Origin of the sequence: Halalkalibaculum sp. DA384 (assembly GCF_043951955.1) — a bacterium.
Lineage (GTDB): Bacteria > Bacteroidota > Rhodothermia > Balneolales > Balneolaceae > JAMQKA01.
This window is the reverse complement of the sequence record NZ_JBINJE010000009.1, coordinates 13,063-30,985: the sequence shown is the minus strand read 5'-3', so window position 1 is coordinate 30,985 and position 17,923 is coordinate 13,063. Positions and strand designations below refer to the sequence as shown.

Genomic DNA, 17,923 nt, shown 5'->3' with positions numbered 1-17,923 from the left:
CTATTTTGTTGGGAGGGGATTTGCCAACGCCCTTGTAAACGGGAGTTCAACTCCCTCAGAACAAGGAATTAAGGGTTTTGCAACGTCCTCAGATAGTAACTTGTTGAGTGCTTCTAAGTAAGCCATCAAGAGAGGCTTATCCCGCTATTTGTCCTGCTGTATTCGGTAAAAGGAGTAGAAGCCCATCTCTGTCGTCTCTTATACAGTGTAGAGGTAGGTGGGGATTTTGCGATTCCATGTCTTTCCAGAAGATAAATGGGACTTGCCGAATTTTTCGAGATGAACTCATTTGGTTAAGGTGAATGGGATGAGTATCAATAATATGAGTGACAGCGAACTGGTCAAAAAAATTCGGAAGGGTAAGAAACATGCACTCAGAGAAATCTATGAACGATATCATGAGCAGCTCTATTACGTGGCAAAACGCTACCTGAAGGATGAAGCCTTTGCCGAGGACGCAATACAGGATATTTTCCTGAAATTATGGAAAAAGAGGAAAGAGCTGGATCCGGCTCGCTCCATCAAGGGACTGCTTTTTTCCATGTTGAAAAATCATGTTATTGACATGATTCGAAAGAGAAAGACCAGAAATAAAGTCAAAGACGGGTATAAAAAGCTCTCAGAAGATAATCGCCTTCGCAATTCCACTATTGAAGAACTCATCCTGGCCGAATATAAAGACTTGGTGATTCAAGCTCTCAAAAAACTGACCCCCGCTCAACGGAAAGTGTTCAAAATGCGCAGTTTTGAGGGACTTACAAATGCTGAAATAGCTGAAAAAAACAACGTGTCAATCCATACGGTAAAAACACAATATTATCGCAGCTCAAAATTTATTCGGGAATACCTGGGAAAGAGAGACATAATCTAGGAGTCTGTCGGACTCCTAGTCTGCATTCTTCCCAAACTACATTGGTTCGTATGTAAGCTGTACCAACAAACACAACGCAGGCGTGTTTCGTTAATTGGTAAAAAACCAATAACTAATTCCCGATAACCGATACCTAATCGCCCGTGGTTAGGATTCGTTTGTGTTCATACAAAAAGCCGTTCATGGCTTTTAAAAAAGGATTTAATCAATTCTCTCGCCAAGAATAGCCTAGCCTTTAACGAGGAGACATCCTAAACTTGTTTTGCCCTCTTGTCGGGCTTCTCCCAGTTGATCTCCCCTCCCTCATGAATTTATGATAGGATACAGAACAGAAGCGGAAATGTATGGAACATAGAGAAGTAAGCTGCAGCTCGTTTTAAAATTTATTTGAAATCGATCTAATACTTTCCCTTTGTGAAAACGTACTAAGTAATAAAGAGCCAAGTAACAATTAATATGGATCTTGAAAAAGTAGAAAGATTTTTTAGGAATACGTGTTCTGCCGAGGAGGCCGGGGCGGTTCTGGACTGGTTCAGCAAGCCGGAGGGTAAAGCATTTCTGAAAAAGAAATTGGACCAGGATATTGATCTCCTCAAGGATGAACGTATTACGCCGCTGATGTCAGAAATACGGTCGGAGAAGATGTGGGATACAATTGAAAGTGGAATCGAAGCCACTCCAACTGACAAATACCTTACTCCTTCTGGCAGAAAATCGAATTACTACTGGCAAGTCGCAGCCGTCGCTCTCGTAGTACTGGTCTCAAGCGTTGTAGTTTTTAGCAACTGGGCGGATATGAATCAGCAATCCCAGGTCGCCGAACAACCTGTACTGTATAAGGCGGGAGAAGATCAGCACAAGCTTCTCTCCTTAAGTGATGGGACGAAGATCCGGTTAAACAGCAATGCCCAGATTCAAATATCAGAGGGCTACGGGCGATCCGAGCGAGAGGTGACACTGACTGGTGAAGCGTACTTTGAAGTGATCCATGATGAAACACGGCCTTTTGTAATTCACACGCCGGGTGCTTCCATCAAGGATTTAGGTACCGCATTTAACGTCAAAGCGGATCCTGATGAAGATAACGTGCAAGTAGCTGTAACAGAAGGAAAAGTTTCGATGTGGACAGAGCGACAGAATGAGGAGGAGGCCACCGAGCTGGTACCGGGACAATTTGGCTATATCGATCTGGAACAGCGCACGATCCAGGTTGATGAATTTGGCGTGAACAACTATTTGAGCTGGATGAACAAACGACTCGAGTTTAATGAGGCCCCGCTTGACAAGGTAAGCCTGCAGTTGAGTCGAATATTTGACCTTTCATTTAACTATTCGGATGAAGAGTTGAAAAGGCTGACTCTCTCGACGGATTTCCAGTATGGGTCTGTAGAAAAGGTATTGGAGGTGGTCTCCATGACGCTTCACATAGATTATGAGAGAAAAGACAACAGCGTAATTTGGGTAAAAGATAACGTAAAATCTTGATCTGTAAATAAAAATAACGGGATGATATGGATAGATATAATAGAACGGTGACAGTACTGGACAGGCTTGGAATTTGGATCAAAGAGATGGCCCTGTTTTTGCTTTGTTTCTGCATGCTCGCCCAGGCGGGCTTTGCCTCAGGTTCCTATCTGCAGACTTCGGATGAGGATGAACGTCATCAGCCACAGCTGGTCGCGAATGAACCTGCCTCCAATTCACAACGAAAGGTTTCGCTAAAACTGCATGAGGTTACGCTTGTTTCGGCACTTCAGTTGTTGGCGGACGAGGTAAATGTGGGATTGGCGCTTGAAGTTCGACATGTACCGAACAAAAAGGTCAACGCTGACTTTGAGAACGTTTCCGTTTTTAAAGCGTTGCATACCCTGCTCTCCGGAACGGGATTGGAGGCCGTGCTTCCTTCCAGCCGTGATGTCCTGGTAATTCGACGGATACTTGACAACAAGAGGGTAAAACAGATGGAAACGGTACGGGGAACGGTGACGGATGCCGGTACCGGGGAGACATTGCCCGGGGTGAATGTACTGGTCAAAGGAACCACCACGGGAACTTCTACCGACAGTGAGGGGGGATTTGAGCTGAATGTACCTTCGCTGCAGGATACGCTCGTGTTTTCCTTTATCGGGTACCAGACACAGGAAGTGCCAATAAATGGACGCACGGATATTGATGTGGCGTTGCAATCCCAGGCCATTTCCGGTGAAGAGCTGGTGGTTGTGGGTTACGGCACGCAGAGAAGGGAAGATGTAGTTTCAGGTATTTCCACGGTTAATACGGATAATTTGAATTTGAGTGATCAAAATACTCCACAAGCGGGAGATTTATTAAAAGGCCGCGTTTCCGGTGTTCGTATTCAGGATGGTACCGGTGCTGCCGGTTCTCCTCCAATTATTAGAGTTCGGGGAACGAGCTCGGTCAATGCCGGAGTAGAACCATTAATTGTGGTTGATGGGTTTCCCGTAGGAACAGGTTTCCCGCAGACGCTGAATCCTGATGACATTGGGAGTATTACAGTCTTGAAGGATGCGGCAGCAACGGCTATCTATGGTGCCAGAGGATCCAATGGAGTTGTTCTTGTTGAAACTAAAAATGCTGCTTCCGGGATGAGCGAATTTACCTATAGCTCATCCCTTCTAATTAAAGAGCTTCCGGAGAGCTGGAGGCCTCAGATGTTAAACGCTGAAGAGGCTGTTCAATTTAATATAGAGCGTATCCGGGAGCTCGATGAGTTTAATAATGTTTCCACTCCCACACCAATACCTCAGCGGTTTCTTGACGCACAGGAAGCCCTGGAACGCGGTGAGTTAAGTCCGGAAGGGACCGACTGGCTCGATGAATTTATCCAGGAAGGCCGTTCTTCGTTCTCTCATAATCACAATTTCAATTATCGAGGGGGTAATGAAAATCTGAGGGCCTTTATTTCGGGCGGTTATCTGGAAGAAAAGAGCCTGCTGCCTTCAGATGATTTCCAACGTTTTTCTTTGCGTTCAAATATCGATGCGGATCTCTCTGAAAGCATACAAATGGGACTAAATTTAAATGGTATGCGAACGGAAAATAACAGGATCCCTTCAGATGGACACAGGAGTGGATTATGGGCTGCAATAACAGGGAGCCCACTCATATCTCCATATGACGAGGATGGTAATCTTATCCCTTTCGTTCCGGGAGACGCTCCGGGCTTTTTTGCCAGACCTAACCCGATATTTCAGGCTAAAGAAGAACTCGACAGGGTTATTAACCGGGACTTACAAGCTAATTTAGACTTTGATGTGGGGATAACGGACAATCTGCATTATGCGCCACGCATTTATGTGCGACAGCTCACCAGTGAAACCGAACAATTCCAACCTACGACCATAGGCCAAATCAGTATCGCTGGTCCGGGTGATCTTTCCAGGGGCGGGCCTCCACAGAATAACAATGCGACGAACCAAATATTCAAATTAGAGAATTGGGGCATCGATAACATACTCCGTTACACCAGATCTATGGGAGCGCACGACTTTAATGTTACACTGGGACAGACCGCACAAAAGGAGACCGGCGTTACAGATCAAATGAATGGAGCCATCTTCCCCTCCGATGAGATCGTAAACTTTGCCGAGGCCGCAGAGCTGAATGGTTTTAGCAGTGATTATGAATGGTCACTGCTGGCGGTCTTTGGCCAAATAAAATATGACTATCAGGACAAATATTTGGCAGAACTTAATTTTAGACGCGAGGGGTCATCACGGCTGGGGGCAAACAACAGGTATGGAAATTTTCCGTCGGGGGCCCTGGGATGGCGAATTTCCAATGAAAATTTTTATCCTGATGACGCTTTCATTGATGAAATACTGTTGAGAGGGAGTTACGGCAAGACGGGCAACAATGCCATCGGCAATTTTGATGCCCTGGGAAGACTTGCCTCCGTGCGGGCGGTATTTGGGGATAATGTGCGCGAGGCCAAATCACTATCGGCCATAAGTAATGAAGACCTGCAATGGGAAACAGCCGAACAGTGGCAAATAGGGACCACCCTCCGCATGCTGAATAACAGTATTACCATGGAGGTTGAATACTGGAATAAGACCACAAAAAACATGCTGTTTAATGTTAATACACCCGGAGCTTCAGGGTTCCAAAGTACCAGAGTTAATATCGGTGAAATGGTCAATAAAGGCGTTGACGCTTCCATTAATGCCTTTAAGGATTTTAACGGGGGAGTACAGTGGAATAGTAATTTAAACATTTCGTGGACTACAAACGAAGTTACCAAGATGCCGGCACAAATCGACCGGCTGCGTTTTGGAGGACGTGGCGGTACCAACGTCGTGCAAGTAGGGGACGAAGTGGGAGCCTTGTGGGGCCTGGTGCGTGTGGGATTATTCAACGAGGAAACAGCAAATGATCCAAATACGGCTAATTTTGCAGGACTCCCCAAAGTGCCGGGAACCAACCATTATAAAGATTTGAATGGAGATGGAGTTATCGATCGCACAAATGATATGACGGTTATCGGAGACCCGACTCCAGATGTGATTTTGGGTTTTAACAATCAACTGTCATACCGGAATTTTTCCTTTTCCGTATTGCTGTCCAGCATGCTCGGATATCAAATTATGCCAACAATCCGGGATGTAGACCTAAACCAGGTAGCTCGCTGGAATGTCAGCACATTGGTTCTCGATAGATGGCAATCTCCTGAAAATCCGGGCAACGGATTTGTACCAAGGTCTGAGGTTAATGCAAATTCTCGGGAATGGATGGATGACTGGCTGGAGCCGGGCGATCATCTTTGGATTAAAAATATAAAGCTGAGTTACAGCTTGCCCAGCCAGATTTCACAAAAAATAGGGACGAGCCAGGTTCGCTTCATATTTACAATTGACAATGTTGCTCGGTTCGATAATTATTCCGGGTTTAACCCTGAGGTTTCGGCCAGCAGTGATCCTGTACAACCCGGAATTGACAGTTATGTTAATCCGTTGGCTCGCTCGTATTCACTTGGAATTAACTTAAAGTTTTAGACTTAAAGGGGATTTATTATGGATGGTTTAAGGATGATATATTTGAAGATAATAGTAATTTGGCTGGCAGGTGTTTCAATGGTGGGTTGCGAGAATTTTTTGCAGCCGGAACCTGAATCCATTGCAACGAGTGAAACCTTTTTTCAGAATGACGACCAGTTTATCCAGGCAACCGATGCAGCCTATAACCAGCTGCAACAGTGGGTGCTCCAGGCCCATGTACTGGAGGAGGCGAGAAGTGACAACACCCATTTTGATAACGGGCTAAATCGCGGCGTGTTGCGGTCGCTGGTTCGTATAGACTGGTTCGTGTTGGTCTCGGATGAACCGGAAATCGAGAATGCGTGGAATACCCTGTTTACGGGCATAAAAGATGCGAATTTACCGTTGTCAAAATTAGAGGATGGAATTCAAAATGGAGCCATTGATTCCGATCTGGGACAGCGACTGGAAGGCGAGTTAAAATTTTTGAGAGCCTATTTCTATTTTACAGCCGTACGGCTGTGGGGCAATATTCCGTTAATTTTAGAGCCTTTCAACAGTGGGTTAAATACCTTTGAGATTACCCAAAGCCCAACAGATGAAGTGTATGATGCTATAATTCAGGACCTGCAGGATGCGGAATCGCTATTGCCGGCTGGCTACGATAACGCCAATCTGGGACGGGCCACAAGTGGAGCAGCGAAAGCGGTGTTAGCCAAGGTCCACCTGTGGCGAGGTAACTACGCAGATGCCGAGACAAAATTGAGAGAGATTATAAATTCAAATCGGTATTCTCTGCTAGCTGACTATTCTGATATTTTTGATCCCCAAAATAAATTTAATTCGGAAATGATTCATGAAGTCCCGTTTAAAGAGGGGTCCGAAGGGGAATCCAGTAACTTTCTGTTTCAGTTCTCTCCCGTGGGAGGATTTCCGGAAGTAATTCCAACCCTGGTTGGCGATGGAACATGGGGCAAAAATTTACCTACATGGCAATTGGTTGATGCCTATGATGAAGATGACGAGAGAAAGGAGGTCTCAATTGGTTATTTCGATCCCGGTGGAGCCAATGTTCCATATATCAAAAAATGGGATGAGGCCACCGATGAGAATTTTCCCCGCACCAATCACAACTGGCCGCTGATCCGCTACGCCGATGTTAAGCTCATGCTCGCAGAGGCTATTAATGAACAAGGATACGACACGGGAGAGCCCTTTGATCTGCTCAACGAGATAAGAGACCGGGCGGGATTGTCGGCATTAACACCGGTCGATTTACCTGACCAGGAATCCTTTCGGCAGGCATTACTGAACGAAAGGAGGTTTGAACTGGCGTTTGAGAATAAACGATGGTATGACCTGGTTCGATCAGGCACTGCGGTGGAGACCATGCGAGCCCATGGTGAGGAGGCCGTTGAAAATCCATCTACGCCCTTTACCGAAACGACCCCTCTGGATGAGAATGCTTTCAATGTAGAATCTCACATGACCTTATATCCTATTCCGGAGAATGAGTTAATTCTGAATCCCAACATGGAACAAAATCCGGGATACTAGCATGGGGAAGCTTAACTATATGCTGTTAAAAAACTTTTTGGGAGTAGTTTTACTTTCGCTCCTTTTCGTGGGATGTAGTTCAAATGAGGAGTCCAGAAGTCAGGAGGAGATTGATGAGACGCCGCCCAACATCGTGCTCATCATCTCCGACGACCAGTCTTGGACGGATTACAGCTTTATGGGGCATCCGCACATCGAGACCCCCAACATCGACGGGCTGGCCGAGGAGAGCCTGACCTTTACTCGTGGATACCTGGCGGCCCCGTTGTGCCGTCCCTCGCTGGCAACCCTGGCTACAGGACTGTTTCCCCATCAGCACAGGGTAACGGGCAACGACCCGGAATTCTCTTTTGACGGGCAGCGATATGGCCAGGAGTGGATGCTGGAGCGCGCAGAACAAAATAAACCGATCACCCAAAATTTTTTGGAAATTCCTAACCTGCCGACCCTTCTGGGCCAGGCCGGGTACCGCTCGTTCCAGACCGGCAAGTGGTGGGAAGGAAGCTGGAAAGATGCAGGATTTACCGAGGGGATGACCCACGGGGATCCCTCCCGGGGTGGCCGCCACGGGGACGATGGCCTCGACATCGGGCGTGAGGGGATGGAGCCAATTTCCAACTTTATAGACACATCCATGGAGGCGGAGCAGCCGTTTTTCCTGTGGTATGCCCCGTTTATGCCACATACACCGCATACGCCCCCGGATTCACTCCTTGAAAAATATATAGACAGGGCTCCCAGTGAGCCGGTAGCCCGCTACTGGGCGATGTGTGAGTGGTTTGACCAGACCGTTGGTGAACTGCAGAATATACTGGATCAGCGCGGGTTAACTGAAAATACGCTGATCGTATACGTAGCCGATAACGGTTGGGCACAGAATCCTGAGGAGGCCAACCGGTACCTGACCGGTTCCAAGCAGGCACCCTACGAATTGGGCATCCGCACCCCGATTATGTACAAATGGCCGGGCCATACCAACGCGCGTATGGACACGACGAGCTTCGTCAGCAGCACGGATATTGTCCCCACCATTCTCGCGGCTGCCGGAGTGGAGGGACCATCGAACCTTCCCGGCATTAATATCTTTAACTCCCCAGATCGCCGCGACCGAACTACCGTATACAGTGAAGATTTCACCCATGATATGATTGATCCGAAAGTCCCGGGAAAGAGCCTGGAGCATCGGGTGATCCTTCAGCGTCCCTGGAAATTGATTGTTCCCGGCGATGAACAGTTGCCGGACAAACCACTGGAACTGTTTAACGTGATGGATGACCCGGGAGAAACCCAAAACCTGGCAGACGAACATCCTGAGTTAGTCGACCGGCTGCAGGCCCGGCTTAACCAGTGGTGGGAACCAGAGGATTAATTTAACCCGGATTATTCACCAAATTTCGCAACTATTTGTGAGGATACCCAAATTTGAGCTACCGGGTACTTCCGCTAGATATAATAATATTATTGGCTTAAGCCGTAATTTGTTCTATTTCGTGAATAATCCGGGTCAAAGGGTTACCCGTTTTTTCCTGATAAACAAATGGGCTGATCTCTTCAGTGCAGTCAACGGGACAGTGGAGGAGTCCATTTTCTCTTCAAGACAGGGATGTTCCATCCTTGAGGTATTATTTAACAGATGGCTTTACAAAACCCTCAATTTTTCGTTTTCAGGGAGTTGTACTCCCGTTTTAGCGATCAACAAGGTCGGTGGTACAACCATCTTCCAGCAAAATATAGAGGGTTCTGCAAAGGTTCCCAGAAGTGAAATGTTTTTAAAAAAAAGGGGAATCACGGAATGACGCTTCCTCCAAAAACCTGAGTTCAATATAACGTCCAACTTTAAAATTGTTTTTTAATTTCTTGGGGGGCTGGACTTTAATCTCCCCTTGAGGGGAGTCCCGCCGGAGGCGGGAGGGGTGTTATTCTATGTTAGGCCTGCACCTCCCGACCCAATCGCGAAACCCACGCGATTGGCCCACCCTCCTCGAGGAGGGACTGTTTTCTTGCCATTTCAAGACAAACAGGCATTTTGGTTGAGATCGCTATATCGAACTCACGTTCCAAAGTAAAATGATTTAAAAAAACTTTAATACTTCTCTCCTTCAGATACGTACTAAGTAATAGAGGACAGAGTCAAGGTGAATGTATATACCGGGGAAAATCTTTTTCCAAAGCTCTTAATGGTTGAAAATTGGTTTTGAGACAGCGACAATGGATGGGAAATGTAACTTACAAGACCACAGTGGTAGAAAATGCAAAGACAATGGAAAACACACCTAAATAAAATTAAGAACCTATGAATATGGTTAATAAACTTACAAATCTACTTAAAGTGTTAGGGATTGGGAAAAAAAGTATTTCTGCACTTGTTCTTTGTTCATTTTTAATATGTTGGGTGGGTAATGTGACTGCTCTTCATCTACAGGTAGCAGAGAAACAAGAACATAGCTATGACAAGCAGTGGGTAGCGAATGAATCTTCATCAGAAAACGAAAAAAGCGTTTCCCTTGAGTTTAGCGGAGTAAAACTGGTTACTGCGCTCAAAATGCTGGCTGATGAGGTCAATGTCGGGCTGGCGCTGCAAACGAGTTCTATTCCCGATAAAACAGTTACTGTCAATGTAAATGAAGTATCTGTTTTTGAAGCATTGGATTTACTGCTTGAGGGAACCAGTTTGGAAGCTGTGCTTCCTCCAAGCAGGGATGTTTTAATCGTTCGTAAAAAGCTGGAGGAGAGTTTTAAAAAAGCGTTTGAAAGTGTCAGCGGTACGGTGACAGAAGCTCAAACCGGGAACCCGCTGCCCGGGGTGAACGTCATAATTAAAGGCACTACCCAGGGAACCGCCACAAATTCTGACGGCCAATACGATCTGCCGGTAGAGAGCCTGCAGGACACGCTGGTGTTTTCATTTATCGGTTACGAGACGAATGAGGTTCCAATTAATGGTCGGACGAGTTTAGATGTGGCATTAACTCCGCAGGCATTGAGCGGGGAGGAATTGGTGGTCGTGGGATATGGCACCCAAAGGAGCAAAGATGTGACGGGTTCTGTAGCCTCAGTACCGATGGAGGATCTGGATTCACAACCGATAACGGGCCTCGACCAGGCGATTACCGGAAAAGTGGCAGGAGTCCAGGTAAATAATTACAGCGGAACCCCGGGTGCGGGACCCACTATTCGCATCAGAGGTATAGGTTCAATTGGTGCTGGGAATGACCCGCTGTATGTAGTAGATGGATTTCCCATTCCAAATTCAGCGAGTCAACAGTCAAATCCGCTGAATAGCATTGCTCCAAACCAGATTGAATCAATTGAAGTCTTGAAAGATGCTTCAGCAACAGCAATTTATGGTTCCAGGGGAGCGAATGGCGTGATTTTGGTGACTACCAAAAGTGGAACTCCCGAGACACAGATTGAAATCAACAGCTCTGTCGGGTTGCAAAGTGTAAGAGAGCGAGGCATGGTCGAGGTTCTTGATGCCCGGGAGTGGGCTCAGCTTGTGAATGACAGGACTTCGGATTTAATTCGATGGCGGGAAAACAGGGAACCCCAACCGTCAGACATTCCTGAAATGTATCGGAACCCGGAACAATATGGGGAGGGAACCGACTGGCCCAGCCTTATTCATGAGGACGCGCTTATGCATAATCAAAACATTACCATAAGAGGTGGTAATGAGGCCATCAGATCGATGGTTTCTGTAAACTTCCTGGACCAGGAGGGAACGCTGTTGGAAACAGGGTACAAACGATACAATTTTCGAGTAAATGTGAATGCCACATTGAGTGACAAGCTGGACGTGGGATTACGTCTCGCGCCATCTCTGGAGAAACAAGAACTGGGAGACACGGATGGATATCGAACAGGGGATTATGCAAGTGCCTATCTCGTAAATCCGATAGCCGACGTCAGAGATGAGAATGGGAACTTGAATCCCATGGTCGACGGAGATGGCATGCTCGCATTCCCCAACCCTGTTTTACAGGCAAAGCAGGTGGAGAATACCCTGCGAAGGGGCAGAGCTATTGGGAATGCGTTTGTAGAGTATGAGTTGATTGACGGACTTGAATTTAATTCCACCATCAACTTTGACTGGTCCGATACAAGGACTGAGTACTACAAGCCCACCACTGTTGGATCGTTTAACACATATCCCCCAACCGAGGCGGTGGGATATGTTAATTCATCGAATTCCATTAACTGGCTAAGCGAAAACACCCTTAATTATAATGCGGATTTCGGGAGAAACCACAGTGTTGATGCCGTCCTCGGGCTTTCGGTTCAACAGGAAACTACAGATTTTGCAAACGTCACGGGTCGTGGATTTGCGGATGATGAAATTAGAACGCTGGGAGCTGCCCCGACCCAAAGCGGCGCAACAAATACGGCCGAGTGGGGACTGGTGTCTACCCTGGCAAGGGTCAACTATGATTACCAGGATAAGTACCTGGTCACAGCTACGATACGAAGAGACGGCTCCTCAAGATTTGGATCCGATAATCGATGGGGGACCTTCCCTTCCTTTTCTCTTGGCTGGCGGCTGTCTGAGGAAGCGTTCCTCAGCGGAGCAGATAAAATTGACAACCTGATGATAAGAGCGGGTTACGGGAAGTCAGGAAACTTCAACATTGGCAATTATGCCCATTTGGGGGTTGTTGAATCAACTGATTACGCGTTAAATAGTCAAGAGGCTGCCGGCAGGAGCATTACCAACATGGGAAATCCCAATTTGGGATGGGAAGAAGTTGAACAGCTGAATGTTGGGCTGGACGTCAGTTTATTGGCGAACCGGTTAAATGTCACTGTAGATTACTACAACAAGGTTACCAGCAACATGCTGTTGAATGTGGAAACTCCCATTACTTCCGGGTTTAGTAACGCCCTCGTCAACAGGGGGGAGGTGACCAATAAAGGAATTGAATTAGCCATACAATCAACCGTTGTCAGTAATTCATTATTTAATTGGGATCTGAATTTTAATATCGATCATAACGCCAATAAAGTTACAGAACTGGATGCCCCAATTATATCACCCGTCTCGGTTGCTAAGCACATTACCGAGGAAGGGTATCCCATTGGGCAATTCTACGGGTATGTAGTTGAAGGACTTTACAGCAGCAATGAAGAGATAGCTGAACATATTCCCAATGGTCCTGCTCCCAATACCAATCGTTTGTTTATTCCTGGTGCTTATAAGCACAAGGATGTTAATGGGGACGGTCAAATAACGCCCATAGACGATTTCGCCAGAATTGGGGATCCATATCCCGATTTCACCTGGGGGTTGACCAATACCCTGAACTATAAAGGCTTTGATCTTAGCATCTCCATGACGGGTTCTCATGGAGGCGAAACCATGCAGGCTGGTCGTGAGGATTTCTGGAATTTGGATGGCGTTTTTAACGTATCCGCGGAGGCCAATGATCGATGGATGTCGCCTGAAAATCCCGGTGATGGACTGATCCCGAGAGCCATGTCCAGAGTGATCCACCGGTATGCACAAAGTACCTGGATCGTTGATAACTCACATATCTGGATCCGGGATGTAACGCTGGGACATACCTTCAGTTCTGCTAATCATGGATTCTTAAGTACTGTCGGAGCTAATGAAGCGAGACTTTATGTAAATGTGCATAATGCCTGGATATCAAATACAAATCTTCAGAATCCCGAAGTGCAACTGTTATCCGGTAATCCACTTCGACCGGGTGAAACACGAAATTCAAATTATCCTATTTCCAGGGTATTCACATTGGGTATCAATATTAATTTTTAATTGGGTAATTACATGTTTTATATCATGAAAAAGTTTAAAGGTATAGTATTACCTGGCGTAGTTTTATTTCTGTGTATTGCTTTTGCGGCTTGTGATAATATTTTGACGACTTCCCCGGAAGACGCCATAAGCTCGACAGAATTCTTCCAAAATGAAGGGCAGGTTGAGCAGGCGGTGATCGGGGCCTATTCCAAGCTGCAGGATATGTATGGAAACCAGTGGAAATTCTCGGAGTTGCGTTCTGACAATACCATCGTTCAGTATAATGTTGGGAATTTTGGTCCTCACCCCATTTGGTTAATAGATGAATTCACGATGACATCCACAAATACCAATATCGAACCGTATTGGGGAGATGTGTACCAGGGAATTCAAAAATGCAACGCTGTTCTAAATAATATTGACAGGGCCGAGTTTGAGACCGATGGGCTTAAAGAACAGCTTACGGCCGAGGTCAAATTTTTGAGAGCCTTTTACTATTTCCATCTGGTAAGGCTGTTTGGAGGGGTCCCACTTGTGTTGGACCAGGTAGAATCTCCATCGCAGGCCTTCGATGTAATTGGATCCAGAGCTGATGCCCAGGCCGTTTATGACCAGATCATCCAGGATGCCAGCGCTGCTGCCCAGGTGTTGCCACAAAGCTACTCTGGTGAAAATAAAGGCAGGGCCACGGAAGGAGCCGCCAGGACATTATTGGCAGAGGTGTACTTAACCCAGGGAGAGTATGCTTCCGCTCGTACTGAGCTGGAAAGCGTAATGCAGCTTGGCTATGAGCTGGTGGACAATTATGAAGATATTTTTGATCCGGCGAACAAGTATCACGAGGAGTATATATTTGATGTCAGTTATGCGGAATTGGAAAGTAACAGGGAGCTGGGTAATAATTTAATTTATCAATTTGCTCCCCATAATTCCGGGTCCGCTGTTACCGGTGACAACGGGGGCACTCCCCAGGGGTTAAATATACCCACCAGGGATATCCTAAATGCCTACGAGCAGGACGATTTAAGAAAAGACGCTTCCATAGGGTATTACGTGGATCCGGGTAATACTGAATTTGGTATTGCGATAGGGGATACAATACTGTACGTGAATAAATATGCCTCCGATCATTCGGTTCTTGGAAGAACCAATGACAATATACCGGTTTATCGTTATGCCCACGTGTTATTGATGATGGCTGAAGTCATTAATGAAATTGAGGGTCCCACCAGTGAGGCGTACGGTTATATCGATGAAGTTCGCCAGAGGGCGGGTCTTGATCCTTTGACCGCCGGTTTGTCAAAGGCTGATTTCAGGGACGCGGTCTACCATGAACAACGTGTTGAATTGGCTTTTGAAAATCATCGGTGGTATAATCTGTTAAGACAGGGAAGAGCCATGGAGGTTATGCAGCAGCATGCACCGGATGTTAAGGATATCCAGCCGCACTTCACTGAACCGGTATATATTATTGAAGAGTACAAATTGCTCTACCCAATACCGGAAAGGGAACGAACATTAAACGCAGACTTGGCACAGAATCCGGGTTGGTAGGAGTATTGAAGATTATTTAAATCAGGAATCATGAAATATTTTAGTCAAAGTTATCTCTTAATTGTTGTTTTACTTATTGGTTGTTCGGGTTCCGGTGAGAAGGAGCCGGCGGATGCAAGTCAAGGGCCTCCCAACATTGTATTCATAATATCGGACGACCAGGCGTGGACCGACTACAGCTTCATGGGTCATCCCCATATTGAAACGCCCAACATCGATAACCTGGCATCGGAAGGGCTGACGTTTACGCGCGGGTACCTGCCGGCCCCGGTGTGCCGGCCGTCCCTGGCTTCTTTGATTACCGGGCTGTACCCGCATCAACACGGGGTTACGGGTAACGATCCGGCGTTCGAGTTTGACCGGGAATCGAATTCCCGTACGGAGTGGCTGCAGGCGCGAAAAGAGGTGAATGATGTGGTCACCAACCGGTTTAATGAGCTGCCCTCCCTTACCGATTACCTGTCGGAGCTGGGCTACCTCTCTCTTCAAACCGGCAAATGGTGGGAAGGCAGCTGGAAAGACGGCGGCTTTACCCATGGGATGACCCACGGGGATCCGGCCCGCGGGGGCCGGCACGGCGATGAAGGCCTAGATATAGGCCGGGAGGGGATGCAGCCTATTGAGGACTTCATGGACCAGGCGCAACAGGAAAACAAGCCCTTTTTCCTGTGGTATGCTCCCTTTATGCCGCACACGCCTCATACGCCACCAGATTCGTTACTGCAGAAATACCTGACCGATGCACCAAGTGAGCCGATTGCCAAATACTGGGCCATGATCGACTGGTTCGATATAACGGTCGGGCAGTTGCTGGGATCGATTGAGGACCGGGGCCTGGAGGACAATACCCTGGTGGTGTATGTAACGGATAATGGATGGGTCCAAAACCCGGAGACAGAGAACCAGTTTATCTGGCCTTCCAAGCAGTCGCCCTACGATGACGGCATACGCACGCCCATCACCTACAAGTGGCCGGGGGAAATACCGGCCCGGATGGATACGAGCACGTTTGTCAGCAGTAACGACATCGCCGCAACAGTGCTGGATATCATTGATATTGAACCGGAACGTACCCTGCCGGGAATCAACGTGTTGGACCAGGAGCAGCTTCAAGCACGGGAGGCCGTGTATAGCGAGGATTTTAATCATGATATTGCCGATGTTCATGAACCCACCAAAAGCCTGGAGCACCGGGTGGTCTTGAAGCGGCCCTGGAAGCTGATCGTACCCAAAGAGGAGGGAACCTCCCCGGAGGAAGAACTATCCGGCGGTGGGCGGTTCATAGATATGATTGAAGAACCGGAACTCTACCATATTGTAAACGACCCGCATGAGCGGAATGATGTGGCTTCGGAGCACCCGGAAATTGTCAGGGAACTGACTCAGCGATTAAACAACTGGTGGAGCCCCGAATTTTAGTATTGCGAGAAAAGCCGGAGATATTCGTTAACAATAAATTAACCTGAGATGCGACAACTACTATACCTGTATATTTTTACGTTTTCGTTACTATTAATCGATATCACGGGAGGGGCTACGGTATCTGCTCAAGACAGCGCAGAGGATCGGCCCAATATTCTGTTGGTGTTTGTGGACGACCTGGACCATGAGCCGCTGGGGTTTATGGGCAATGAAATCATTCAGACCCCGCATATCGACCAGTTGGCGGCCGACGGGGTCGTCTTCCGCAACGCATTTGCCACCACGGCCACCTGTATTACGAGCCGCGGGACGCTGATGACCGGACAGTACGCGGCGCGTACCGGCATCTATTTTGACCAGTTCGACCAGCTGACCCCCGGGCAGGCATCCACCAGCCTCCCGGCCCTGTTGCGCCAGGACGGCTACCACACCGGCTACGTTGGCAAGTGGCACCTGGGTACGTACCGGGAGGGATTGTTTGATGATGACCGGGCCTATGACGGACAGGGGCAGTTCTGGTCGGAGGAGTATCCCCCCGAGCGGGGCTCCCACCTGACCGACCGGCTGGGCAACCAGGCGGTGGATATGATCCACGACGCGCCGGCCGGCAAGCCGTTTGCGATGACAGTCGGCTTCAAGGCCCCGCACGTGCAGGACGGGTTCCACCCGATCGAACCCTACCCGGCCTCTCCCGCCACGGCAGTGCTGTACGAGCGGGATGAAATACCGGCCCCGCCACTGTCGGATCCCGGTTTTTTTGAATCCCAGCCCGACTTTTTACAACAGTCGCTGAACCGGGTGCGCTGGGACTACCGGCTGGGGCCGCCGGAGTCGCTGAACTTCCAGCGCTCGATGCGTCGCTACTACCGGATGGTCACCGGGGTGGATCGGCAGGTAGGAAAGATAATGCAAGCACTTCGCGAGACCGGTCGCCTGGAGAATACCATTGTTGTGGTTACCGCCGATCACGGGATGTACCTGGGGGATCGCGGGTTTGCCGGCAAGTGGCTGGGCCACGATACCTCAATACGCATTCCACTGGTTGTCCGGCATCCGGGCCTGCGGGCGGCCGAGACGGGTACTGAACGCCAGCAGATGGTGCTAATGATCGACCTGTTGCCGACATTCCTGGACTGGGCGGGCCTGCCGGTTCCGGAGAAGGTGCAGGGTCGATCATTTGCTCCTATCGTGGCTGGACAGAGTCCCGAAGACTGGCGCAGCGAGTTCTTTTACGAGCACCACAGCTTCCCGGACCGGATCCCGCGCACGGAGGGCGTCCGCACCGAACACTACAAGTACCTGCGCTACCTGGACAGCGAGCCGCTGTACGAGGAGCTGTATGACCTGCGGGAGGACCCGGACGAGTCGGAGAACCTGGCCGGTGACCCGGAGCATGCAGACCTGCTACAACAGATGCGCGACAAATGGAAGCAGTGGAGGGAACAGGTGCGGTAAATCCGATATGCCAAAAGGGGCTGTCCAAGACGTTCAAAGGACGAAACGACTATTTAGGGCCTCTATAAAAATCATGGTCACTCTTTTTCCGTAGCAGGCTAGTTCATTTTGAGTGATAAAAAAAATGAACCGCAACAACCACCGCAGGAGATTAGTTATTTGTTATTAGGAATTAGTTACTGGTTGTCAGCAATGTCCTTATTACTTAACAATTAACTAATAACCAGTCCTCAAATAACTAAACTGCGCCTGCGACAAACCCATTGAACGCAATCCGCTGGGAAACTAATACTGTTGAGGGCGTCCACTCGT

Annotated in this window: 9 protein-coding genes; all 9 read left to right on the top strand. The window is 48.1% G+C overall.

The window, feature by feature from the left end; genetic code table 11:
* The first annotated feature begins 307 nt into the window (after nt 1-307).
* Nucleotides 308-871, top strand: a complete 564-nt coding sequence (locus ACG2E4_RS07130) for an RNA polymerase sigma factor (RefSeq protein WP_395259060.1) — start codon at nt 308-310, stop codon at nt 869-871.
* A 456-nt stretch (nt 872-1,327) separates the two neighbouring features.
* Complete coding sequence (locus ACG2E4_RS07125) at nt 1,328-2,356, top strand: FecR family protein (protein ID WP_395276126.1); 1,029 nt, start codon at nt 1,328-1,330, stop codon at nt 2,354-2,356.
* Between the two features lie 26 nt (nt 2,357-2,382).
* A complete protein-coding gene (locus ACG2E4_RS07120) occupies nt 2,383-5,886 on the top strand; it encodes a SusC/RagA family TonB-linked outer membrane protein (protein ID WP_395259054.1) in 3,504 nt (1,167 codons plus the stop codon).
* 42 nt (nt 5,887-5,928) lie between these two features.
* On the top strand, nt 5,929-7,425 hold the full coding sequence (locus ACG2E4_RS07115; protein WP_395259051.1) for a RagB/SusD family nutrient uptake outer membrane protein: 1,497 nt from the start codon (nt 5,929-5,931) through the stop codon (nt 7,423-7,425).
* Nucleotide 7,426: 1 nt separating this feature from the next.
* Nucleotides 7,427-8,794 (top strand): sulfatase, encoded by a 1,368-nt coding sequence (locus ACG2E4_RS07110; protein ID WP_395276125.1) that lies wholly within the window; start codon nt 7,427-7,429, stop codon nt 8,792-8,794.
* Nucleotides 8,795-9,826: 1,032 nt separating this feature from the next.
* Nucleotides 9,827-13,198 (top strand): SusC/RagA family TonB-linked outer membrane protein, encoded by a 3,372-nt coding sequence (locus ACG2E4_RS07105; RefSeq protein WP_395259045.1) that lies wholly within the window; start codon nt 9,827-9,829, stop codon nt 13,196-13,198.
* A 24-nt stretch (nt 13,199-13,222) separates the two neighbouring features.
* Nucleotides 13,223-14,734, top strand: coding sequence for a RagB/SusD family nutrient uptake outer membrane protein (locus ACG2E4_RS07100; RefSeq protein WP_395276124.1), 1,512 nt, complete (start codon nt 13,223-13,225; stop codon nt 14,732-14,734).
* Nucleotides 14,735-14,764: 30 nt separating this feature from the next.
* Nucleotides 14,765-16,153, top strand: a complete 1,389-nt coding sequence (locus tag ACG2E4_RS07095; RefSeq protein ID WP_395276122.1) for a sulfatase — start codon at nt 14,765-14,767, stop codon at nt 16,151-16,153.
* Nucleotides 16,154-16,201: 48 nt separating this feature from the next.
* A complete protein-coding gene (locus ACG2E4_RS07090) occupies nt 16,202-17,611 on the top strand; it encodes a sulfatase (RefSeq protein WP_395259035.1) in 1,410 nt (469 codons plus the stop codon).
* Nucleotides 17,612-17,923 lie beyond the last annotated feature (312 nt).